General features: G+C 62.1%; 24 protein-coding genes. 15 read left to right on the forward strand and 9 right to left on the reverse strand.

What is annotated here, in order from left to right; genetic code table 11:
* Window position 1: 1 nt before the first annotated feature.
* Window positions 2–286, forward strand: coding sequence for an acyl carrier protein (locus LGQ03_RS00780; RefSeq protein ID WP_226746864.1), 285 nt, complete (start codon window positions 2–4; stop codon window positions 284–286).
* A gap of 5 nt (window positions 287–291) precedes the next feature.
* Window positions 292–1494 (forward strand): beta-ketoacyl-[acyl-carrier-protein] synthase family protein, encoded by a 1203-nt coding sequence (locus LGQ03_RS00785; protein ID WP_226746865.1) that lies wholly within the window; start codon window positions 292–294, stop codon window positions 1492–1494.
* 61 nt (window positions 1495–1555) lie between these two features.
* Here LGQ03_RS00785 and LGQ03_RS00790 read toward each other — a convergent pair whose 3' ends face one another.
* The gene (locus LGQ03_RS00790; RefSeq protein WP_226746866.1) at window positions 1556–2182 is read right to left on the reverse strand and encodes an invasion associated locus B family protein; all 627 of its coding nucleotides are present in this window, start codon (window positions 2180–2182) and stop codon (window positions 1556–1558) included.
* Window positions 2183–2505: 323 nt separating this feature from the next.
* On the opposite strand from LGQ03_RS00790, the gene LGQ03_RS00795 reads away from it, so the two are divergent.
* A complete protein-coding gene (locus LGQ03_RS00795) occupies window positions 2506–4044 on the forward strand; it encodes a helicase HerA-like domain-containing protein (protein ID WP_090159248.1) in 1539 nt (512 codons plus the stop codon).
* Window positions 4044–4667 (forward strand): class I SAM-dependent methyltransferase, encoded by a 624-nt coding sequence (locus LGQ03_RS00800; RefSeq protein ID WP_226746867.1) that lies wholly within the window; start codon window positions 4044–4046, stop codon window positions 4665–4667. The genes LGQ03_RS00795 and LGQ03_RS00800 overlap by 1 nt, the downstream gene beginning before the upstream one ends.
* Before the next feature lie 42 nt (window positions 4668–4709).
* Here LGQ03_RS00800 and LGQ03_RS00805 read toward each other — a convergent pair whose 3' ends face one another.
* From LGQ03_RS00805 to LGQ03_RS00820, 4 genes are read right to left on the reverse strand one after another with little or no spacing between them, the layout of a single operon-like run.
* Window positions 4710–6026, reverse strand: coding sequence for an HlyC/CorC family transporter (locus LGQ03_RS00805; RefSeq protein ID WP_226746868.1), 1317 nt, complete (start codon window positions 6024–6026; stop codon window positions 4710–4712).
* 55 nt (window positions 6027–6081) lie between these two features.
* A complete protein-coding gene (locus LGQ03_RS00810; RefSeq protein WP_226746869.1) occupies window positions 6082–7005 on the reverse strand; it encodes a site-specific tyrosine recombinase XerD in 924 nt (307 codons plus the stop codon).
* Window positions 7006–7016: 11 nt separating this feature from the next.
* The gene (locus tag LGQ03_RS00815) at window positions 7017–8528 is read right to left on the reverse strand and encodes a hypothetical protein (RefSeq protein WP_226746870.1); all 1512 of its coding nucleotides are present in this window, start codon (window positions 8526–8528) and stop codon (window positions 7017–7019) included.
* A complete protein-coding gene (locus LGQ03_RS00820; protein WP_172794847.1) occupies window positions 8525–8665 on the reverse strand; it encodes a hypothetical protein in 141 nt (46 codons plus the stop codon). Before LGQ03_RS00820 ends, LGQ03_RS00815 begins: the two co-directional genes overlap by 4 nt.
* 165 nt (window positions 8666–8830) lie before the next feature.
* Between LGQ03_RS00820 and LGQ03_RS00825 the strand changes: the two genes are divergently transcribed.
* Both LGQ03_RS00825 and aroB read left to right on the forward strand, forming a co-directional pair.
* Complete coding sequence (locus tag LGQ03_RS00825; RefSeq protein WP_226746871.1) at window positions 8831–9409, forward strand: shikimate kinase; 579 nt, start codon at window positions 8831–8833, stop codon at window positions 9407–9409.
* The gene (gene aroB, locus LGQ03_RS00830) at window positions 9406–10509 is read left to right on the forward strand and encodes a 3-dehydroquinate synthase (protein WP_226746872.1); all 1104 of its coding nucleotides are present in this window, start codon (window positions 9406–9408) and stop codon (window positions 10507–10509) included. Before LGQ03_RS00825 ends, aroB begins: the two co-directional genes overlap by 4 nt.
* A gap of 43 nt (window positions 10510–10552) precedes the next feature.
* Here the strand turns inward: aroB and ssb are convergent, their stop codons facing one another.
* Window positions 10553–11101 carry a single-stranded DNA-binding protein gene (ssb, locus tag LGQ03_RS00835; RefSeq protein ID WP_226746873.1) on the reverse strand — a complete coding sequence of 183 codons (549 nt, stop codon included), beginning with the start codon at window positions 11099–11101 and terminating at the stop codon, window positions 10553–10555.
* A 139-nt stretch (window positions 11102–11240) separates the two neighbouring features.
* Between ssb and LGQ03_RS00840 the strand changes: the two genes are divergently transcribed.
* Together LGQ03_RS00840 and LGQ03_RS00845 are read left to right on the forward strand one after the other, a co-directional pair.
* A complete protein-coding gene (locus tag LGQ03_RS00840) occupies window positions 11241–11828 on the forward strand; it encodes a lytic transglycosylase domain-containing protein (RefSeq protein ID WP_226746874.1) in 588 nt (195 codons plus the stop codon).
* 46 nt (window positions 11829–11874) lie between these two features.
* Window positions 11875–13161 carry a DUF2254 domain-containing protein gene (locus tag LGQ03_RS00845; RefSeq protein ID WP_226746875.1) on the forward strand — a complete coding sequence of 429 codons (1287 nt, stop codon included), beginning with the start codon at window positions 11875–11877 and terminating at the stop codon, window positions 13159–13161.
* A 61-nt stretch (window positions 13162–13222) separates the two neighbouring features.
* On the opposite strand, the gene LGQ03_RS00850 is transcribed toward LGQ03_RS00845, so the two are convergent.
* From LGQ03_RS00850 to miaA, 3 genes are all read right to left on the reverse strand, one after another.
* On the reverse strand, window positions 13223–14884 hold the full coding sequence (locus LGQ03_RS00850) for an ABC transporter substrate-binding protein (RefSeq protein ID WP_226746876.1): 1662 nt from the start codon (window positions 14882–14884) through the stop codon (window positions 13223–13225).
* A 125-nt stretch (window positions 14885–15009) separates the two neighbouring features.
* Window positions 15010–15867, reverse strand: a complete 858-nt coding sequence (locus tag LGQ03_RS00855) for a helix-turn-helix transcriptional regulator (RefSeq protein WP_090159258.1) — start codon at window positions 15865–15867, stop codon at window positions 15010–15012.
* A 61-nt stretch (window positions 15868–15928) separates the two neighbouring features.
* The gene (gene miaA / locus LGQ03_RS00860) at window positions 15929–16825 is read right to left on the reverse strand and encodes a tRNA (adenosine(37)-N6)-dimethylallyltransferase MiaA (protein WP_226746877.1); all 897 of its coding nucleotides are present in this window, start codon (window positions 16823–16825) and stop codon (window positions 15929–15931) included.
* Between the two features lie 83 nt (window positions 16826–16908).
* Between miaA and pyrH the strand changes: the two genes are divergently transcribed.
* From pyrH to LGQ03_RS16615, 7 genes are all read left to right on the forward strand, one after another.
* The gene (gene pyrH / locus LGQ03_RS00865) at window positions 16909–17631 is read left to right on the forward strand and encodes a UMP kinase (protein ID WP_056032126.1); all 723 of its coding nucleotides are present in this window, start codon (window positions 16909–16911) and stop codon (window positions 17629–17631) included.
* A 117-nt stretch (window positions 17632–17748) separates the two neighbouring features.
* Entirely contained in the window at window positions 17749–18309 is a 561-nt protein-coding gene (gene frr / locus LGQ03_RS00870; protein ID WP_090159260.1) for a ribosome recycling factor, read from the forward strand.
* A gap of 126 nt (window positions 18310–18435) precedes the next feature.
* Window positions 18436–19161, forward strand: coding sequence for a polyprenyl diphosphate synthase (uppS, locus tag LGQ03_RS00875; protein ID WP_090159261.1), 726 nt, complete (start codon window positions 18436–18438; stop codon window positions 19159–19161).
* 1 nt (window position 19162) lies between these two features.
* Entirely contained in the window at window positions 19163–19972 is an 810-nt protein-coding gene (locus LGQ03_RS00880) for a phosphatidate cytidylyltransferase (RefSeq protein ID WP_226746878.1), read from the forward strand.
* Entirely contained in the window at window positions 19969–21138 is a 1170-nt protein-coding gene (gene dxr / locus LGQ03_RS00885) for a 1-deoxy-D-xylulose-5-phosphate reductoisomerase (protein ID WP_226746879.1), read from the forward strand. Before LGQ03_RS00880 ends, dxr begins: the two co-directional genes overlap by 4 nt.
* Window positions 21139–21142: 4 nt before the next feature.
* Window positions 21143–22471 (forward strand): RIP metalloprotease RseP, encoded by a 1329-nt coding sequence (rseP, locus tag LGQ03_RS00890; RefSeq protein ID WP_226746880.1) that lies wholly within the window; start codon window positions 21143–21145, stop codon window positions 22469–22471.
* Window positions 22472–22545: 74 nt separating this feature from the next.
* Complete coding sequence (locus LGQ03_RS16615; RefSeq protein ID WP_256212435.1) at window positions 22546–22671, forward strand: hypothetical protein; 126 nt, start codon at window positions 22546–22548, stop codon at window positions 22669–22671.
* Window positions 22672–22766: the final 95 nt, after the last annotated feature.

Consider the following 22766-nt stretch of genomic DNA (forward strand, 5'->3'; position numbering starts at 1 on the left):
CATGTCAGAGCGGCAGATGCAATACGATCAGACTGTTGCAGACCGGATTATCCAGATCCTCGCCGATCAGGCCTTGTTGGACAGGGCCGATGTGAGCATGGACGACACGTTGGACAGTCTCGGTCTGGACAGCATGGGTGTGGTCGAGACGATTTTCGCCATCGAAGAAGCATTCGACATTGCCGTGCCGTTCAATGCAAACGCGCCGCAGGACAGCGGGTTTGACGTGTCCTCGGTGCGGTCCATCGTGGCGGCGGTCGAGGATCTGATCCAGCGGCAGGGCTGACGGGTATGCGGCGGGTCGTCATCACCGGTGCGGGCACGATCAACCCGCTGGGCGCATCGGTCGCCGCAACACAGAATGCGATGCGGGCAGGAATCTGCGCCATCGGGCCATTGGATATTCGCGATGTGGACCGCCTGCAGGTCAGGATCGGTGCGCAGGTGCGCGACTACGACGAAGCCGATCATTTCACCAAGCAGCAGTTGGCGCTGTACGACAGATTCACCCAGTTTGCGCTGATCGCGGGCGCGCAGGCCGTTACACAAGCAAGGCTGGTCGATTTTGATCCTGATCGGGCCGGTGTGGTGCTGGGCACGTCGGGGGGCGGTCTGAACACGCTCGATGACAACTACCGCGCTGTCTATGAGGCGGGCCGCGACCGTGTGCACCCATTCATCGTGCCGCGCCTGATGGCCAATGCCGCCGCCAGCCATCTGTCGATGACGCACGGCCTGCGCGGACCAGCAACGACCGTGTCGACGGCCTGCGCGTCCTCCAATCATGCGATGGGGCAGGCATTGGCCACGATCCGCGCAGGGCAGGCCGACGTCATGCTGACCGGCGGGGCCGAGGCCATGCTGTGTTTTGGCGGGATCAAGGCCTGGGAAGGACTGCGCGTCATGGCGCGCGACACCTGCCGCCCGTTTTCAGCGGACCGGACCGGGATGGTGCAGGGCGAAGGGGCCGCAGTTTTCGTGTTCGAGGACCGGGATCACGCGCTGGCACGCGGTGCGACGATCATGGCCGAGGTTGCGGGATTTGCCGCCACCTCTGATGCGGGTGATATCGTGAGCCCCAGCCAGGACGGTGCCGCACGCGCGATGCGCGGTGCCATGGCCGATGCCGGGCTGACCCCTGTGCAGGTGGGCTATATCAATGCACACGGCACGGGGACGGCGGCGAATGACCGGACCGAATGTGCCGCGGTCCAAGAGGTGTTCGGCGACCACGCCCGTGACCTGCTGATGTCGTCGACCAAATCCATGCATGGCCATTTGATCGGTGCCGCAGGTGCCGTCGAATTGCTGGCCTGCCTGATGGCCCTGACCGAAGGGGTGATCGCCCCCACGGTCAACCACCGTGCAGCTGATCCCGACTGCGATCTGGATATCGTCGCCAATACGGCACGTAGGGCCGATGTGTCGGCGGTGCTGTCCAATGCCTTTGCATTCGGCGGATTGAATGCGGTGGTGGCCCTGACGCGCGCCTGAGGCATGAAAAAGGCCGCCCTGCACGGTGGCGGGCGGCCCGGTCGCAGATGTGCGTCGGTGATTACTGCTGATCGACGCTGTCAAAACCGGCTGTGAAACCCGACAGCGACATGTCCAGAACAACCTCTTGGTCAGGTGCAGCGGCAGGCACCATGCGCACGACGGCATTGCTGCCACGCTTGAGCTGGTTGACCTCTTGTGCGGTGAACCCGACACGTGCCACGCATCCGGACTGGTTGCAGAACGTGAACGGATAGACCTTGGGTTCGTTGCTGTCGATCGTGACGCGCAGGTTCTGGGTCAAAAGCGTTTCAAGCGGCACGACGAAAGTCGCGCCAGCCGCAGCCTCTCCACCGGCGGGCAAGGGAAAGGTGCTGACCTCGGCCACGGCATTGCCGTCGTCGTCCATCAATAGTTGATACAGCTGGCAGGGATCGGTGCCTTCTTCGGCCTTGAGACAGCGCAGCGACCAATCGTTGAACTCTTCGCGGATGTAGGGTTGTCCGATGCGCAGCTCTTCTGCTGCGGGTGCCTCGGCGGCTGGTGCTTCGGCTGCGGGCGTCTCGGCTGCGGGCGCCTCGGCTGGGGTGTCCGTCGCGGGGGTTTCTTCTGTGGTCTGTGCGGCGGCAGCCAGCGGCGCGGCGGCAACCAGCAGTGCCAGCAGCGTTGTCTTGGTCGTTTCGAACATCGGATACCTCTTGGTATAGAATTTGGCCCTGACGTAGCATGCAACCGCAGGACTGTCAGTGACAAATTTAAGACCATGCGCAGCGCCGCCGACAACAAAAAAGGGCCCCGCAAAGGACCCTTTTCCGTTCTCCCTGCCGGACGTTGCCGACGAATTGACCGAACGCTATGGCAAGCTTTCTGTTGCGTCAACGCGAAAATGGTGGGGCGCGGCATTGGGTCCCGTTGCCATGTCGGCAAATCGAACCAACCCCGGTTTGAGGCTTTTATCAGGCGCACCGGGCGCATAGAGTTTCGCTGCAAAAGAACGCTTTGGGGGTTGATATGACGGATCGTATTTTCATCGGGGGTGGTGGTGAAAACTATGCCGTACCGCAGGAGTTGTTGCTGGACAAGGCCAATCGCCATGGCCTGATCGCGGGCGCCACCGGGACCGGCAAGACTGTCACGCTGCAAATTTTGGCCGAAGGATTTTCCGCCGCTGGCGTCCCGGTGTTCCTGTCCGACGTCAAGGGCGATCTGTCGGGCCTTGCGGTCAGCGGATCAGCCGATTTCAAGCTGCACGAACCCTTTATGAAGCGGTCCGAAACCATCGGTCTGGACCTGCAATACAGCGCCTTTCCGGTCACGTTCTGGGACCTGCTGGGGGAACAGGGCCACCCGATCCGGGCGACCGTCGCGGAAATGGGTCCGCTGCTGCTAAGCCGTCTGCTGGGTCTGACCGACGTGCAGGAAGGCGTGATGAACGTCGCATTCCGCGTGGCCGACGAAGAGGGGCTGCCGCTGCTGGACCTCAAGGACCTGCAGGCGCTGCTGGTCTGGGTTGGACAGAATGCCAAGGATCTGTCGCTGCGCTATGGCAATGTCGCGGCGTCCTCGGTGGGCGCGATCCAGCGGCAGTTGCTGGTGCTGGAAAATCAGGGCGGCAACCAGTTGTTCGGTGAACCCGCGCTGGAATTGTCGGACATTATCCGCTGTGCCGATGACGGGCGCGGCATGATCAACATTCTGGCGGCTGACCGGCTGATGGCGTCACCCGCGCTTTATGCCACGTTCCTGTTGTGGCTGTTGTCGGAACTGTTCGAGGAACTGCCAGAGGTCGGCAACCCGGACAAACCCAAACTGGTGTTTTTCTTTGACGAGGCGCACCTGCTGTTCGACGACGCACCCAAGGCGCTGGTGGACAAGGTCGAACAGGTCGCACGCCTGATCCGGTCCAAGGGGGTTGGCGTCTATTTCATCACGCAGAACCCCGACGATGTGCCGGACGATGTGCTGGGTCAGTTGGGAAACCGCGTGCAGCACGCCTTGCGGTCATTTACCGAACGCGACCGCAAGGCCTTGCAAAAGGCCGCCGAAACTTATCGTCAAAACCCCGCATTCGACACGGCAGAGGCGATCCAGCAGGTCGGCACCGGCGAGGCCGTGACGTCGATGCTGGACCCCAAAGGCGCCCCGATGATTGTCGAACGCACGCTGATCCGCCCGCCGTCGTCGCAACTGGGGCCCATTGATCCCAGCACGCGCGCCGTGATGATGGGCCAGAACCCGATGCACGCAAAATACAGCACCGCAGTGGACCGCGACAGCGCGTTCGAGATGCTGAGCAAGCGCGCCGACGACGCGGCCAAAGCCGCCGCAGAAGCCGAAGCCGCCGAGGAAAAGGCCGAAGCGCAAGAGCGCGAATTCAAGATGGCGCGTCGCTACGAAGGCAAGCAGACCGGGCGGTCAACCTCGCGCCGGGCCAAGGATGACGGCGGTTTTGGAGGGGCCATCGCATCGGTCGTGGTCAAGGAACTGAAGGGCACCACCGGTCGTCGTATCGTGCGCGGCATTCTGGGCGGATTGTTCAAGGGTCGCTGATGGTCGATGACAAAACATTCTGGGATCGCGCGGCGGACAAATATATCAGCGATCCGATCGCTGATATGGATGCCTACGAAGAAGGGTTGCGCCGCACGATCCCCCATCTGTCAAAGGACATGCGCGCGATAGAGATTGGGTGCGGGTCCGGCATGACCGCCCGCAGGCTGGCCCCGCATGTCGGTCATCTGACGGCGACCGATCTGTCCAGCGCAATGATCGCGCATGCGCGCAAACTTCAGGACACTGAAAACGGCCCCGAAAACATCGATTACCGCGTGGCCGACCTCGCGGGGCTTTCGCACGAAAACGCCGACGTGGTTTTGTGTTTCAGTCTGCTGCATTTGCTGCCCGATCTGGACGCTGGCCTGCGTCAGATACATCAAATATTGCCAGCGGGTAGCCTGTTCATTTCGAAAACGCCATGTCTTGGCGGGATATGGTCAGCACTCAAGTTGATCATGTGGCCGATGAGGCGACTGGGCAAGGCACCGTCCAATGTCCATTTTTTCACTGCGGAGCGTCTGGAAAACAGGGTCAGGGCTGCTGGATTTGATATCGTCGCCGCAGATGTTCAGCCTACGCGCCCACCGCACCACCATATCGTTGCGCGCCGCATCTGACTGATTGACCCAAAGGTCGGACCATCTGCCTGGGCCGGACGGTCAGAGCGGACGGATACTGAGGACGGAAATCCGGTTCTCGTCCTTTTCCATCACCTCGAACCGGAATCCGTGAAAGCTGAAGACCTGACCGACCAGCGGGATGATCTGCGCCTCGTGGATCACCAGGCCGGCGACGGTATTCGCGGTCTCGTCTGGCAGGTTCCAGTCATGCGCACGGTTCACGTCGCGGATCGTCATGGACCCATCCACCAGATAGCCGCCGTCTGGGGTCGTTTCGAACACATAGTCTTCTTCGTCGTCGTGTTCGTCAGCGATTTCGCCCACGATTTCCTCGAGGATATCCTCGAGTGTCAGCAAACCCTGCAATGCACCGTATTCATCGACCACCAGCGCGAAATGCGATTTGCGTTTCAGGAACTGGCGCATCTGGTCGTTCAGCGTCGTGGTTTCCGGCACGAAATAGGGCGGCATGGCCACGTCCATGATGTCGACGCGGGTGACACCGTCGGACAGTTTCGTGCCGTCGTCCTGCACGTCATGCATGGCGCGCAACAGGTCCTTGGCGTGGATGACGCCGACAATGTTTTCGGGGTCGTCACGGAACAGCGGCAGGCGGGTGTGCGTGCTTTCCAGACACTGGCGCAGGATATCGGCTGCGGGCTGGTCGGCGTCGACCATTTCGATGCCGGACCGGTGCAACATCACCTCTTCGACGGTGCGTTCCGCCAGATCCAGCGCGCCTAGGATGCGGTCGCGGTCCTCTTTCTGCACGACGCCTTCGGAATGGCCCAGTTGCAGCGCACCGGCAATTTCCTCGCGTACGGCGAGGATGTTGCTGTCGGGATCGGTCTGCACGCCAAAGACGCGCAGCACACCGCGCACGAAAAACCGGACGGCCCCGACGATGGGCGAAAACAGGATCACGACCACCTTGATCGGGCGCGACACGATGCTGGCTGTTGTTTCGGGGTTGGTGATGGCGTAGGTTTTCGGCAAAACCTCTGCAAAAATCAGGACCAGCGTGGTCATGACAAGGGTGGCCAGCGCCACGCCGTTGGGGCCAAAGAGCCGGGTCAACAGCGCCGTTGCAAGCGACGTCGCCAGGATGTTGACTACGTTGTTGCCCAGCAGGACCGACCCGATCAGGCGTTCGTTATCCTCGGTCAGGTCCAGCGCACGCGATGCACCCTTGTTGCCGCGGTCGGCGGCGGCGCGCAGTTTCCCGCGCGAGGCAGCGGTCAAGGCGGTTTCGGACCCCGAAAAGAACCCTGACATGAACAACAGCAGAAGGATGCCCCCGGCAGTAATCCAGAAAGCGGCGTCAAAGAGCGCGGGCGCGCTCGAAAGGGGGTCCATCAGGTCAGTTCCATTTATTGATCAAGGCGAGGATATGGGGTCTGGCACAGTCGCTTCAAGTGGTTTTGCCCGCTTGTGCCAACGGGTGGTGATTGAGCACCAGTTCAGACAGCGCTTCGTCCAGGACATGGGTATAGATTTCGGTCGTGGCGACGTCGGCGTGACCCAGCATGATCTGGATCGCGCGCAGATCGGCACCGCCCGCTAGCAGATGGGTGGCAAAGGCGTGACGCATGGTGTGCGGTGTCACATCGGTATGGGCCAGACCAGCGGTCGCGGCCAGTTCCTTGATCAATGTGAAAAACCGCTGGCGGGTCATGTGCCCCGCCTTGCCGCGGGCGGGAAAGAGGAATTTCGACACAGGCTTGCCCTGTGCGCGGCGTGCGTCCTGTTCGGCGTCCCAGACCTGCAACCAGTCGCGCACAGCCATGCGTGCAGGGGGCGACAACGGGACCAGACGTTCCTTGCCACCCTTGCCCAGCACCAGCAGCATGCGGGGGTCACCGCGTGCGGCGCTGACGGGCAGGCTGACCAGTTCCGTCACACGCATCCCCGTGGCATACAGCAATTCCATCAGGCAGGTATTGCGTGTCGCGTCGGGGCCTGTGTCACGGGCCGCCTGCAACAGCCTGCCGACCTCTTGGACGGTCAGCGTCTTGGGCAGGGATCTGGATTTGCCCGGCCCCTTGATCCGGATCGCCGGGTTATCGGCGCGCCAGCCTTCTTCGAATGCAAAACGGTAAAGCTGCCGGATCGCCGACAGCCTGCGGGCGCGGGTCGCGCGGGCAAGGCCCTGCGCGTCGCAATCGATCAGATAGCTTTCGACATGGTCCTGCGTCGCGGTGTCGAAATGCAGTCCCTTGTCGGCCAGCCAATCCGCGAAATCGGCCAGATCGCGGGCATAGGCCAGTTGTGTGTTCTGTGCTGCGTCCAGTTCTGCAGCCTGTGCCGCGACAAAGGTCTGTACCCAGCGCGTCATCGGCTGCGCCGTCATGTGCGGCGGTCCAGCAGCAGCAACTCGATCGCGGCCTGGCGTGCCACCTTGTCCTGTCCCGCGGCGCGCAGCACACGCAGCGCATCGGTGATCGCAGGACCATCACCTGCCGCACCTGCGTCAAAGATCGCGATGGCACGCAACAATGCCTCTCCCGTGCGGCCATTCTGGAGCAGGGCATCCAGCTGCGCGGACGGTGGCGCACCGTCAAAGCCTGCACTGATCGCGGCCTCGACCGTGGTACGTGTCGGCACATCCGCCGGATCGCCCGACAGCAAGGCCTGGATCAACGCGCTGCCGCCAGGGGCCGATTGACCGCCCAGATGCCGGACCGTGCGCACGATGTCGGACACCTTTGGGTCATCGAGACCATCCAGATCGTCGGCGTAGAGCGTGGCAAAGAGGGTCTCTGCGCGGATGGCCTGCATGGCGTCCCAGGCAGCGGGCAGGGTGGCAACCATGGCCGATCTATCCGCAATGCGGGTTGCGGCATGAAATTCCTGAAAGGCGTCGACCCGGTCCCAGACCCCGCCGGACGCTGACGGCGTGCGCGCCAGATACAGGTTCGACAGGCTGGCGGCGGGAAGGGCGTTGTGCATGGCCAGCCGTTCGGCTGCGTCCAGTCGTGTCTTGAGCCCGACCGTGTCGCCCAGATCCGCATAGGCAAAGGCCAGCGGCAGGCGTGCGGTCGAAAGACCCTCTCCGATGGCACCGCGCAGGCGGAACACAAGCGGGCTGATACGGTCCGGGGCCGCCATCGGTCCTTTGCCTTCGAACAATTCCGGGTCCAGAAAGCGTGACAACAGCAATTCTTCATCTGCATCCAGATCGCCGAGGGCTGCGTTGGTGTTGACGGTCAGGGCCGCGGCCGACCAATCGCCCGCGCGCGCCAGACAAAAGACCCTCGCCGATACCGTGGGGGCAAGCGATGGGCTGGCCTGCATGGCGCGGCAGGCGTCATCCTCGGATCCGGTCAGCAGTGCGACGTCGAACCAACGCCGGAACAGGGCCGGATCACGGGTCGCGTCCAAGGTGTCGATCAGTGCCTGCGCCTGTGGCAACAGCGCCAGGTCCAGCAATTTGTCGATCCGCGCGACCAAAACGGGCAATTCCGCCCCGGCGGGTGCCTCGGCGCGGGTCAGCAAAAGGGCGGACAACAGGCCATGCAATGCAGGCAGGCCGGGCGCTGCCTGTGCGTTGATCAGGGTCGTCACGTCATCACCTGTGCTGGCCTGCCACATGTCTGCGGGCAGGCCGCTGATGCGCGGGGCGAGGACGCCCACAGCACCGAAACCCGAGGCCCCGAGGGGGGTGACTGTGACCTGAGGGACATCGATGCTGCTGGCCACCGATGGTTCATCGCGTGGTACTGGCGGCAACGGGGCAGGGGCCGTGATGGCCACGGATTGCGACAGCCAGTCAATCGCGGACAGGGGTTCATTCGCTGTCTGCGACAGGCCTGTTGCGGGCATCAGCACGACCGCCGCTATCGCTGCATGCCTGTTCAATCGGTTTCCAGCGTGACAGGTTGCGTGATCTGCGTGCTGGGTGCTGCAAAATCGTCGGGAAACAGCAGCGGTCCCGCATAGGCGTATGCGATCAACGCAAGGCCTGCGACCAGGATCAGGAAAAACAAGAATTTCATCAATCGCCACATCTGTCTGGGCCCCTGCCGATTTGTCGCCGGACGATTGGTCGCCACGGATTTGAGATGTTTATATATGGCCTTTTCGGCAAGATCACGCCATTCAAGGCAGGAAATCTGAAACTGGCGGTAGATAGCCTGCCGCGATAGGCAAATGGGTGACCAGTGGGGTCCGAGACACGCACCACCGGCTCTGGATCCCTGACCCTGCATCGCACCGTGGTGATGGTGGGCATGATGGGGTCGGGCAAGACCGCGATTGGCCGCGCACTGGCGGCACGACTTGGGGTGCCGTTCACCGATAGCGATGCCGAGATCGAAACGGCCGCCGCTGCCACGATCGCCGAAATCTTTGAACGCGACGGCGAGACGTTTTTCCGCCGCCGCGAATCAGAGGTCATCGCGCGGTTGATGACCGACCGTCCCGCGATCCTGTCCACCGGGGGCGGGGCCTATCTGGCAGAACGGAACCGTGACGTGATCCACGAGCACGGCATTGCGGTCTGGCTGAATGCACCGTTGAGCGTGCTGTGGGACAGGGTCAGAAACAAGGATACGCGACCGCTGCTGCGGACTGCCGATCCTTATGGCACGCTTGCGCAGCTCTTTGCCAACCGCAGTCCGGTCTATGCGCAGGCGGAATTGACACTGGACGTGCAGCCACGGTCGACAATCGAGGACACCACAAGCGCGGTGATCGACTTGCTGGCGACACGTCCCGACATACTGGAGGTTCACCGATGACCGAAACCGTCGCTGTTGATCTGCCGGGGCGTGCCTACGACGTGGTGATCGGTCCGGGCCTGATGTCCGGTGCCGGTGCGCGCATTGCAGCACTGGGTGGGCGTCGCCATGTCGCCATTCTGACCGATGAAACCGTGGCCGGGCTGCATTTGAACAATTTGCAGGCGGCGCTGACTGACGCCGGTCTGACGTCAGAGGCCTTGGCCCTGCCGCCGGGCGAGGCTACCAAATGCTGGGCGCAGCTGTCGCGCAGTGTCGAGTGGCTGCTGGATCAAAAGGTCGAACGGGGCGATGTGATCGTGGCGCTTGGCGGTGGCGTGATCGGGGATCTGGGCGGGTTCGCCGCCGCGATCCTGCGGCGCGGTGTCCGTTTCGTGCAGGTGCCCACCAGCCTGTTGGCGCAGGTCGACAGCTCTGTCGGGGGCAAGACCGGGATCAACGCACCGCAGGGCAAGAACCTGGTCGGCGCGTTTCATCAACCCAGCCTCGTGTTGGCCGATACGGATCTGCTGGCCACGCTGCCCGCCCGGGATTTTCTGGCGGGTTACGGTGAGGTTGTGAAATACGGCCTGCTGGGTGATGCCGCATTCTTTGACTGGCTCGAGACGAACGCCGCTGCAATGGCCGCAGGTGATGTGGATGCGCGGGTGCGCGCCGTGACGCGGTCGGTGCAGATGAAGGCCGACATCGTCTTGCGCGACGAAACCGAACAGGGTGACCGTGCACTGTTGAATCTGGGTCATACGTTCTGTCACGCGCTCGAGGCTGCGACGGGCTATTCCGACCGCCTGCTGCATGGCGAGGGCGTGGCGATCGGCTGTGCGCTGGCGTTCGAACTGTCGCAAAGGCTGGGTCTGTGCCCACAAGAGGACCCCAGCCGCGTCCGCGCGCATCTGGCCGCACTTGGCATGAAAAAGGACATCCGCGACATTCCCGGCGATCTGCCCGACCCCGAGGCCCTGCTTGCCCTCATGGGACAGGATAAAAAGGTTCAGGCCGGTGTGCTGCGGTTTGTGCTGGCACGCGGCATCGGCAAGGCGTTCGTCACGTCCGATGTGCCACGCGATGCGGTCCTGTCGGTCCTGGCGGACTCGTTCTAGGGCGGAACGCAAAACGCCGCCCCGTGGGGCGGCGTCTGTTGGATCAGAACGGGATTTCGTCGTCCATGTCGCGGCCACCGCCGCCGCCGCCGCCGCCATTGCCGCCACCACCGTAGCCACCACCAGAGCTGCCGCCGCCATAACCGCCCCCGCTGTCGCCACCGTAGCCGCCGCCGCTGTCGCCGCCATAGCCGCCACCGGAATCACCGCCGTAGGCACCGCCGCCACCGGCGTTGTCGCCACGACCGTCAAGCATGGTCAGCGTCGAATTGTAGGGGCGCAACACGACTTCGGTGCTGTAGCGGTCCTGACCGGACTGGTCCTGCCATTTGCGGGTTTCCAGCTGGCCTTCGATATAGACCTTGGATCCCTTGCGCAGATATTGTTCTGCCACCTTGGCCAGGGGTTCGCTGAAAATCGCGACGCTGTGCCATTCGGTGCGTTCCTTGCGTTCGCCCGAATTGCGGTCCTTCCAGGTTTCAGAAGTGGCGATCCGCAGGTTGCAGACCTTGCCACCGTTCTGAAACGTGCGCACCTCTGGGTCGCGCCCCAGGTTGCCGATGATGATGACCTTGTTCACTGAACCCGCCATGAAGTCCCCCTGCGATTCTGATGTTCGTGCCGTTGTGACAGATTTGCGGCCCAAGGTTAACAGGGCCTGAAGACCATTGGGGTGGTCAGGCGCGTCGAATCGGATAGACTGAGTACTCACGCGTATCCCGGGGGCGTCCATGATCAGAGCCAGTCTTGCGATTTCAGTCGGTTTGGCTGTGGCGGCAACCGTTGCATCCGCGCAAAGCGTTTCGACATCGAACCGGATGCAATTGTTTCAGAACCAGTTGTCAGTGCTCGATAATCGGGCCTCGCAGCAATACAATAACTCGATCCGTTTGCAGCCGCCGCGTGTAGAAGTGCCAAGCCTGGCTCCGCCAACACCGCAGTACGCGGGGCGTTATGCGGGACCTTATCTCGCGCTTGCGCGTGCTGCCGCGCGGCGCCACGGCATCCCCGAGGATCTCTTTGCGCGGCTGGTTCAGCAGGAATCGAACTGGAATGCAGGTGCGATTTCGCACAAGGGTGCCATTGGTCTTGCGCAATTGATGCCGGATACCGCGCGGATGTTGCGGGTTGATCCGCGTGATCCAGCCGAAAACCTGGATGGCGGCGCACGATACCTCAAACAGCAATATGTCACGTTTGGGAACTGGCCACACGCGCTGGCGGCGTATAACGCTGGTCCCGGCGCCGTTGCAAAATTCCGTGGCATCCCACCCTACCGCGAGACACAGAATTACGTGGCGCGCATCTGGGGGAGTTGACGCGGATTTGCCCCTGTCGTCGCCACGTGCATGAAAGGGGTGCTGCATGTCGTCATTGAAATTCCGGTTAAAGCGGCTGTTCGAGCGGATCTGGGTGCCGATCGGCGCCTACGGCCTGCTGGGCGTGATCGCGGCCGCGATAGGGTCTATGCTGGCGGACGTGATCCCGTCGTCGCTTGCGTTTCAGATCGGCGCGGAATCGATCGATGCGATCCTGAACATCATGGCGTCGTCGATGCTGGCCGTGACGACCTTTTCACTGTCGATCATGCTGTCGGCCTTTAACACGGCGTCCAGCACGGCCACGCCGCGCGCCTTCCTGCTTCTGAAGACCGACCAGACGGCGCAACAGGTTCTGGCCAGCTTCATCGGCGCATTCATCTTTAGCCTGGTGGGGATCATCAGTTTGCAGATCGGCCTCTATGGCGAGGGCGGTCGCGTGATCCTGTTCGGGGCGACACTGCTGGTGTTGTCACTGATCATCATCAATCTGGTCCGATGGATCGGGCATCTGACGGATTTCGGACGGCTTGGCGATACGCTGGCACGGGTCGAACGCGCGGCCACTGATGCGATGGCGGCACGGCTCGCGGCCCCGTTCCTGGGCGGGCGCCCGTTCATTGCCACCGTGCCGACCGATGCCGTGCCGATACGGGCGACGGATATCGGACATGTCAGTTTCATTGGTCTGACCCGTTTGAACAAGCTGGCCGAGACCCACAACGCCTCGATCTACCTTGAGGTGCTGCCCGGCGGTTTCGTGACACGCGGCACGCCGCTGGCCCATGTCGCGGGCGGTCCGGTCGGTCCTGACTATGATAGCCTGCTGCAAGACGCACTGTCGTGCTTCGAAATCAGCGCGGACCGCAGTTTCGATCAGGATCCACGTTTTGGCCTGATCGTGATGTCCGAAATTGCAAGCCGCGCGCTGTCGCCTGCGGTGAACGATCCGGGCACAGGAATAGACGTGATCCGCCGCATGACGCGCGTCCTGTCGCAATGGGACACACCGGCCGATCCCGAAGTGACGCTTTCGCATCTTTTCGTGCGGGGATTGCGCGCCGAGGATGCGCTGGTGGACGCCTTTCAGGCCATTGCACGGGACGGTGCCGCACTGATGGAAGTGCAGATCGCGGTCCAGCGATCACTGCTTGCGCTGACCCGGCTGCAGCCGCCCGTTTTCGGGCCGGCCGCGGTGATGCAATCGCAACGCGCCCTCGCGCATGCGGCAGATGCGATGCTGATCGGCGCGGACATCGATCGGTTGCGCCAGATGTCCGATGATATCGCCGCGGCCGCTCGTCCGGCGCAGGGTCACATCGCACAGATCTGATCCGATGCGCCGATTTTTTGCGAAAAATCGGGCGGCCCCTGAATTTTCGCGAAAATTCGGTTCAGATGCTGCGACCCAGTTTGTAGAGCTGGGGCAGGTACGCGATATGCATGTCTGCGCCGGTGACATCGGGCTTTGCGTGTCGATAGAGCATGCGCCAGTAGGGTTGCAGCGTCACCGCATCATCCCGCATCATCGTCTGCAGCCGCGCCATGACAGCACGGCGGGCGTCCGCGTCGGCGATGGCGCCTGCCTCGGTCAGCGCGGCATCAAAGGCGGGATTGGCATAGCCGCTTTCGTTCCATGCGGCACCGGTCCGATAGGCGAGGGCGAGTGTCTGAATGCCCAGAGGCCGGTGATTCCAGTTCGTCGCGCTGAACGGATAGCTGTTCCAATTCGCCCAATAGGTCGATCCGGGGACGATCCGGCGGTTGACCCTGAAACCCGCGTCTCGCAGTTGTGCGGCCACGGCGTCGGCGGTGTTCCTGCGCCAGTCGTCATCAATCGAGGTGATTTCCATTTCGAAATCGGCCATTCCGGCCTCGGTCAGCAAGTCAAAGGCGGCAGCGGGGTCATGGGGCAGGGCGGGAATGTCGGCCCATTCGGGATGCATGGGGCCGACATGCATGTTGCGCGCGGCAATGCCCCTGTCGGCATAACCCAGTTCCAGACAGACGGCGGGGTCCACGGCCATCGCAATCGCCCGCCTGACCCGGACATCGGCGTAGGGTGTCACGCCATCAACCTCGGCCTGCGCGTTGGTGCGGATGCAGATGGTTGCCCCTGACGCGACCTGTGATCTTTGCCAGCCCAGCGCGTCCATGACCTCGACGAAATCGCCGACGGTCTCGAACAGCATGTCGACCTCGTCTGCGACGGCGGCGGCCACCCAGGCGGCCGGATCAGTGCCGCAGTCGATGAATGAAATCTGGTCCAGCGTGGCACCCTTGCCAGCGGCCTCGCCCCACCAGACGTGATCGCGGTTGCGCACCAGATCGGCGCGCGTGCCCACCTCTAAGAAGGTCGGAAGATACGGTCCGGTGCCAACAGGATTTTCCAGCATCGTGTCGGGCGAAAATCCGGCAGGCGTGATGGCCGCCGGATAATCGGACATGTTGGCAACAAGCGAGATATCGGGTGACGGCAGATGCAGTGCGACGGTCAGGTCGTCGACAATTTCAATCGCATCCGGTCTGATCTGACCGGTCGCATCGTCGATCAACACGCCAAAGCGGGCGGCCATAGAGTTGCCCGCGACCGAGGTATCGCACCATCCTGTGATGTTCCGCGCGACATCCGACGCGGTAAAGGCTGTGCCATCGTTCCAGGTCACGCCCGGTCTCACATTCAGCCTGTACTGTGTCCCTTCAGCGTTCACGGTCCAGCCGTCCAGCAACATCGGGCCAAAGGTCCCGTCATTGTTGTATTCAACCAGGTATTCCAGCCAGCCAGAGGTGAAATAAGCGAGTTCGGTCCAGTCAAAGGTCCGCGGATCACGGGGGGCGCGGACACCCATCTGGATACGCAAGGTGCCGCCCGGCCGCACCTGTGCCTGTGCTGCCGCGGGTGCGGGCAGACCCAGCAGGCCGTAGGCGGCCGTGCCGGTCAATCCCAGTGCCGTGCTCCGGGTCAGGAATTCGCGTCGATCCAGCTGCCCGGACCGCACCTCTTTGGCATACATCAGTGCGGCAGGATGGACGGGCTGCGATGTCGGGTCGATCATGGTCTCCGATCCAATCCTTGCTGCGGCTGTTGTGCCTTATTCGCTATGCCCCAAGGCATGCGACGGCGCAACGCGGCTGTCATTGTGCAGGCAGGAATCCGATCGACGCCTGCGCAGCCCGAAACTTAATGTTTTCCCGCGCGACGCTGTTCCGGGACGGATTTGCGAAATGCACTGGGGGTCTGGCCAGCACGCGCCTGAAACACGCGGCTGAAATAGGCCGCAGAGCCATAGCCTGCGACTTGGGCGACATCGGCGATGGGGGCGCGGGTTTCGCGCAGCATGCGACATGCCTCATAGTGCCTGCGATCCGACAGCAGCGTCAGGGCGGATTGACCGCTGGTCTGACGGCAGCAACGGGTCAGATGCGTGGCGGTGACACCCAGTGTGGCCGCATAGTCCGCAATACCTTTGTCCGTGGGGAAATGACGTTCGATCAGGTCCGTGTAGGCCGCAACCAGTCGCGCAGCACTGGAGTTGCGCCGATCCACGTCAGGACCGGTATTGCGCTGATTGTCGATCTGCCGCGCAAAGAACACGGCCAATAGCCCGGTCTGGTAATGTGCCGCGCGCCGTGCATGCTGCCTGTCTGACGAAAGTTCCCGTTCAAGCCCGTCAAAGAGGGTCAGGAATTCCTTTTGGGCCATGACGTCCCGCAGGCGCAGGTGCACGGCCTCGGACGGCCATTCGGATGCCATGGCCCGCGGCAGGGTCAACAGATGGCCGAAAACGGTTGGTCCGGCCTCGAAACCGTACATGGTCCGTGCCGGGATATAGATGAGGTTGTTGGCGAAGTACCCGTGGGTCAGGCCCTGGATAATGATGCGACCCTGACCGCGCGCAATGAACAGCAGGCGCGGCGTGGCATGGCTGCGCATGGCCTCGGTGCGCCATCGGTTCGCCTGTGTCGCGCCGCCGATGGGTTGCAGCGCAAGCGCGCTGTCAGGCGGTTGGGAGGGGATCAGGCTGGCAATATGCGACATGGGCAGGTCCAGTGTTCGATTTGGACAAAAGTGCCTGCCCATTTGTTCAAAAACAACAGAATTAATCGGAAACAAATCGTAAAGCTGTGGATGGATCTGTGGATACAGTGTGGACAACCTGCCAGTCGCGCATCCGTTTGCGAAACCACGTCCGTTGCCGCTTGGCATATTGGCGCGATGCGACGATGGCCGACACACGGGCGTCGGGCAGTGACATTTGACCTGTGACATGGGCAATCAGCTCTGGTGCGCCGATGGCCTTGGACGAAGGATGCCGTGGGTCCCACGTCGGGGCCATGGCCCGTGCCTCGTCCAGCGCGCCGGCATCCAGCATCGCATCAAATCGGCGCTCGATCCGAGGTGACAGCCAGTCCTTTGGCGCGTCCACCACGATGGCTGTTGCATCCGCACGCGGCAAAAGCGGCGGTGGAGTCGCGTCCTGCCAGTCGATCAGGCTGCGCCCAGTGGATTTCTGCACCTCCCACGCGCGCTGCACGCGGGCACGGTTGGCCGTATCGATCCGCGCGCGCGTGGCGGCATCAAGGTCTGCCAGCAGCCCCGCCAGTGGACGGCTGTCCGCATCCGCGCGCACATCATCCGGCGTGGGGGGGATGTCGGCCAGCCCTTCGGTCAGGGCGGTCAGATACAGGCCGGTCCCACCGACGATGATGGGGCGCGGTCCTGACAGCAAAGGTGCCACATCGCGCAGCCAGTGACCGACAGAATAGGGCGCATCATATGCAACGTGTCCGTATAGCGCGTGATCTGCCTGCGCGAGATCGGCGTCGTCCGGGCGGGCGGTGACGATGCGCCAGCCGTCAAAGACCTGCATGGCATCGGCATTGACGATGACGCCACCTTGTGTGTGCGCGATGTGCAAGGCCAGCGCCGATTTGCCGGATGCCGTGGGGCCTGCAATCAGGACCGGCCTGCCGCTGCGGATCGTGATCGGTGCCACGGCGGGCCTTTCTGCAATTGAACCTTGGGTCTTTTTGCGACAATTTGCGGGACAGTGAAACCCCGACCAACAGGATGCCCCAAATGCCGGACAAAGCGACGACCTACAGCCGCGTGATGCTCAAGATTTCCGGCGAGGCCCTGATGGGCGATACGGCATTCGGCCTGCATCCGCCGACCGTCCAGCGGATCGCGAAAGAGGTCCAGACCGTGCACCAGATGGGGGTCGAGATCTGTATGGTGATCGGTGGCGGCAACATCTTTCGCGGGTTGCAGGGCAGTGCGCAGGGGATGGAACGCACCACGGCCGATTACATGGGGATGCTGGCCACGGTGATGAATGCGCTGGCGATGCAATCCGCGCTGGAAGAGCTGGGCATCCATACCCGCGTGATCAGCGCAATCACTATGAACGAGGTGGCCGAACCCTATATCCGTCGCCGTGCCGTCCGCCATCTGGAGAAAAAGCGCGTCTGCATCTTTGCCGCCGGCACCGGAAACCCGTATTTCACCACCGACACGGCCGCCACGCTGCGCGCCAACGAGATGGCCTGCGAGGCCATCTTCAAGGGGACCAAGGTGGACGGCGTCTATGACAAGGATCCCGCCAAACACGCCGATGCCAAACGCTATGACAGGGTGTCCTATGACGAGGTGCTGGCCCAGCATCTGGGTGTGATGGACGCGAGTGCGATCGCGCTGGCCCGCGACAACCACCTGCCCATCATCGTGTTTTCGCTGGACGAACCCGGCGGGTTCAAGGGCATCCTTGCAGGCGACGGAACCTATACCATCGTGCACGACTGACAGGCAAAACGATCCGAACGGGTCACAGGCGATCCGAACGGTGATCTATACACGCAGCACGAATTGACGTAAGTGCAGGCAAAACCGGATGATACTCCGATAAGAGAGCGACAAGACATGGCAGACGATTTCGAACTTGATACCGACGACCTGGGCCGCCGTATGGACGGCGCGATTGCGAACCTGCGGGTAGAACTTGCGTCCCTGCGGACGGGGCGTGCGTCCGGTTCGATGCTGGAACCCATCATGGTCGATGCCTATGGCAGCCCGACGCCGATCAACCAAGTCGGCACCGTGAACGTGCCCGAACCGCGGATGGTCACGATCAACGTCTGGGACAAGGGTCTGGTCAACAAGGTTGAAAAAGCGATCCGCGAAAGCGGGCTGGGCATCAACCCGCAGTTGAACGGCACGATCATCATGCTGCCGATCCCCGAATTGAACGAGGAACGTCGCCGCGAGTTGACCAAGGTGGCCGGTTCCTACGCCGAGAGCGCGCGTGTCAGCATCCGCAACCTGAGGCGCGACGGCATGGACCAGATCAAGAAGGCCAAGGACGGCATGTCTGACGACGACCAGAAATTCTGGGAGGCCGCCGTTCAGGAACTGACCGACAGCCATATCAAGCTGGTGGATGAAACGCTGGAAACCAAGCAAGCCGAGATCATGCAGGTTTGACGCCATTTGTCCGGGTTTGGCGTTGATCCGCCGACACCTGGGCCAGCGCTGTTTGCGACCGCATCAACGCGGGCGTAGTGACCGGGCGGAAGATTATCCGCCATGTTTAAATCAGGAAGGGCCACCATGCCCCAGGACGAGCAGACACCACAGGGACCGCACCACGTCGCGGTCATCATGGACGGAAACGGGCGCTGGGCGCAGCAGCGGGGCAGGCCCCGGCTGTTCGGCCACCATGCCGGTGCGCGGCGCGTCCGCGAAATCGTGCGGGCCTGTCCCGATGAGGGTGTCAAGTATCTGACGATCTTTGCCTTTTCGACCGAAAACTGGAAACGGACCCAGACCGAGGTTGCGGGCCTGATGGCATTGTTCCGCCGTTACATCCAACGCGAGGCGATGGCGCTTTTGTCCGAAGGTGTGCGGGTGCGGTTCATCGGTGACCGGATCAAGCTAGACGACAAGCTTGTCAGCCTGATGGACAACCTTGAACTGCTGACGGCTCACAACGACAAGGTGCATTTGACGATTGCCCTGAATTATGGCGGTCGTGACGAGGTGACCCGCGCCGCACAGCGTCTGGCCGTCGAGATCGAACAGGGCCGGTTGAGCCACAAGGACGTGGATGCGGAAACGCTGTCCCGGTTCCTGGATACGCGTTTCCTGCCGGACCCGGATCTGGTCATCCGGACCAGTGGCGAAGCACGGATCAGCAATTTCCTGCTGTGGCAGTCTGCCTATGCGGAATACGAATTCATCGACACGCTCTGGCCTGATTTCACCAAGGACGTTTTCTCTCGGGTATTGGCCGGATATGGTCAGCGCGAACGCCGATTTGGGGCTGTTCCAGCATAAGATGGCTGGATCTGAACCGCAAACCGACCCCGGAAAATGGGATGATCTGACTGTCCGCATGGCGTCGAGCGCGGCAATGGTCGCGGTTGGTGCCGTGGCCGTCGTTTTGGGCGGCGTCTGGTTTCAGATTTTGGTGATTTTCGCTGTTGCCGTGATGATCTGGGAAATCTGGATGATGATCGCGCCCGATCTGCCGACACCCGGCATGATCCTTGCGGCGCTGACTGCATCGGTGCTGTCGGGCATGTTGACCCACGAAAGCGCATTTATATTGCTGCTGTTTCTGGTGGTGCCAATCGTCGGTGCCTATATGGTCAAACACGAACGGCTGTATTTCTTTTGTTTTGCCTTTGGCGTGCAGGTGGCCGGCTGGGGGCTGCTCACATTCCGCGCGGACTATGGTTTCACGTGGATTCTGTGGCTGATCAGCGTTGTCGTGGCCACTGACGTGTTCGGCTATCTGGTAGGCCGGGTCGTGGGTGGTCCGAAATTCTGGCCCAAGGTCAGCCCCAAAAAGACATGGTCCGGGACCGCGGGCGGCTGGGCTGCGGCAGGCGTTGTCGGGGTTGTTTTTGCGATGCTGACAAATGCAGGTTTCATCATCGTGGCGCTGAGCGTGGTTCTGAGTTTCGCCAGCCAGTTGGGCGACATCATGGAAAGCGCGTTCAAACGCCGGATGCGGGTCAAGGACAGTTCCACACTGATCCCGGGTCATGGCGGTTTGTTCGACCGGTTCGATGCGCTGCTGGGGGCATCGCTGTTCATGCTGCTGATCGCCAGCGCATTCAACGTGCCGGGCGTGAACTTTTGAGGCGCATCACCATACTAGGTGCCACGGGGTCGATCGGACAAAGCACCATTGATCTGATCAAGCGACGTCCCGATGATTTCGATGTCGTCGCCCTGACAGGCGGCTGCAATGCCAAACAGCTGGCTGCCGATGCACTCGCCTTGCGTGCTGAAATTGCGGTTGTGGACAGTGCTGACTGCTATGGCGAACTACAGGATCTGCTGTCTGGCACCGGGATCGAGGTTGCTTGCGGTGCGCAAGCCATCGCCGATGCCGCCCGCAGGCCTGCCGACTGGATCATGTCCGCGATTGTTGGTGCGGCTGGCCTGCCGCCGGGTATGGCCGCCTTGGAACAGGGCAGCACGCTGGCCCTGGCGAACAAGGAATCGCTGGTTACTGCCGGGCCACTCTTGATGGCGACGGCTGCGCGGTACGGTGCGCGCATCCTGCCTGTCGACAGTGAACATTCCGCCGTTTTTCAGGCGCTTGTCGGTGAACCGATGGACGCTGTCGAACGGGTCATCATCACTGCGTCCGGCGGCGCATTCCGTGATTGGCCGCTGGAACAGCTCAAGTCCGCGACCGTGGCGCAGGCCTCTGCTCATCCGAACTGGGACATGGGGCAGCGCATCACAATCGATAGCGCGTCCATGTTCAACAAAGCGCTGGAGCTGATTGAAACAAAAGAGTATTTTGGCATCTCGTCGGACAAGATCGAAGCAATCGTCCACCCTGAATCGCTGGTCCATGCCCTGGTCGGCTTCAACGATGGTGCGCTGATGGCCCATGTCGGCCCGCCTGATATGCGCCACGCGATCGGCTATGCGCTCAACTGGCCGGACCGAAGCCACCTGCCGGTCGCGCGGCTGGATCTGGCGGCCATCGGCGCACTGACGTTCCGTGCCGCTGACGAGGTGCGTTGGCCCGCGCTGCGCATGGCCAGAGAGGTGATGGCCGCAGGCGGCAAGATGGGTGCGGTTTTCAACGCGGCCAAGGAGCGGGCGCTTGATGCATTCATCGCAGGGCGTGTGGGTTTCATGGACATGCCTGCGGTAGTGGCGGAAACGCTCGCCAAAATGTCAGCGCAATCGGGTCTGCAAAACGCCCCGATTTCGTTAGAAGAGGTTATGGAAACGGATCGCCTGTCGCGTATCTGCGCCGACGCGGCATTGGCAAAACTGGGATGACATCATGGATATGACAACGCTTCTGCCTTCACTGGGTGGTGGATTGTTTACGCTTTTGGCGTTTGTCGTATCGCTGTCGATCATCGTGACGATCCACGAATACGGCCATTATATCGTCGGGCGCTGGTCCGGTATCCATGCCGAAGTGTTTTCAGTCGGATTCGGGCCGGTGCTGATGTCACGGACGGACAAGCGCGGCACGGTCTGGCAGATCGCGGCCCTGCCGCTGGGCGGCTATGTCAAGTTTCTGGGCGATGCGAACGCTGCATCCGTTGGCAGCGATGGCAAGGAGGTGCCCGGTCGGGATGCGCGCCACACGATGCTGGGTGCGCCGCTGTGGGCCCGGGCCGCGACCGTTGCTGCGGGGCCCTTGTTCAACTTTGCGCTGACCATCCTGATCTTTGCGGGTTACCTGATGTGGGTTGGGACACCGTCCGATCCGACCACGGTCAAGCGGGTGTTCGACCTGCCGCCGCAGTTCGCAACCGAAATCCAACCGGGTGATGCGTTGGTCGCGGTTGATGGTCTGGATCTGAACGAAGAGGGTGTGCAGTTCGATTCCATCCCTGTTGCCGCCAGCGTTGACTACACGGTGGTCCGCGACGGCGCTGAAATGGTCGTATCCGGTCCCTATCCGGTGCCGCCACGCGCATCGGGGGTGACGCCGCGGTCTGCGGCTGATGATGCGGGCCTGCGGATTGGTGATGTCATCACCTCGGTGAACGGGCAGCCGATCATCGCATTTCGCGAACTGGTTGATATCGTGACGGCCGGTGACGGCGACGCACTATCACTCGCGGTCTGGCGTCGCGGTGACATGATTGACGTGGAACTTGCACCCCGGCGCGTCGATCTGCCATTGCCCGAAGGCGGGTTCGAGACGCGCTGGTTGATCGGTGTGAACGGCGATCTGTTCTTTAGCGCCGCCACAGACCGGGTTGGCCCGTTCGAGGCGCTCTGGATCGGTGTCCAGCAGTTGTGGCGCACGCTGACGGTGTCGCTGTCGGGGTTGTGGCATGTGGTGACCGGCGCAATTTCGACCTGCAACATCTCGGGACCCGTCGGAATCGCGGAAACCAGCAGCACGATGGCCAGCCAGGGTGCAGGAAATTTCATCCTGTTCATCGCATCGCTGTCGGCGGCTGTCGGCCTGCTAAACCTGTTTCCGATCCCGATCCTGGACGGCGGACATCTGGTGTTCCATGCCTATGAGGCGGTTTTCCGCCGCAAGCCGACGGATGCAGCACTGCGTGTGCTGATGGCGGCGGGGCTGGCGCTGATCCTGACGTTCATGATCTTTGCAATTCTCAACGACATCTGGTTCTGCCCCTGATCGGCCAGACTTGCTGCATAGTTTCGACACATTTGCGCGGTATTCCTCACACAACATGTGAAAGGAGCCGAGAGATGCAGACGATAAAACAAGGTTATCGGAGTGTCAGCACCATCGTGTCCCTGAACTGGGACCGCGCGATCATGACCGCAATCCTGATGCTTGCCCTGTATTTGGGCGGCTACGTCGCGTTGTTGTAGCAACAGCGCCCGAACCTACCGAATATTGACGCGCTCGCAGCTTTGCGGGCGCGTCTTGCTTTTGACATCCTGCTTGGGAATGGCTAATCCGTTTA

Origin of the sequence: Loktanella gaetbuli (assembly GCF_020531945.1) — a bacterium.
GTDB lineage: Bacteria > Pseudomonadota > Alphaproteobacteria > Rhodobacterales > Rhodobacteraceae > Loktanella > Loktanella gaetbuli.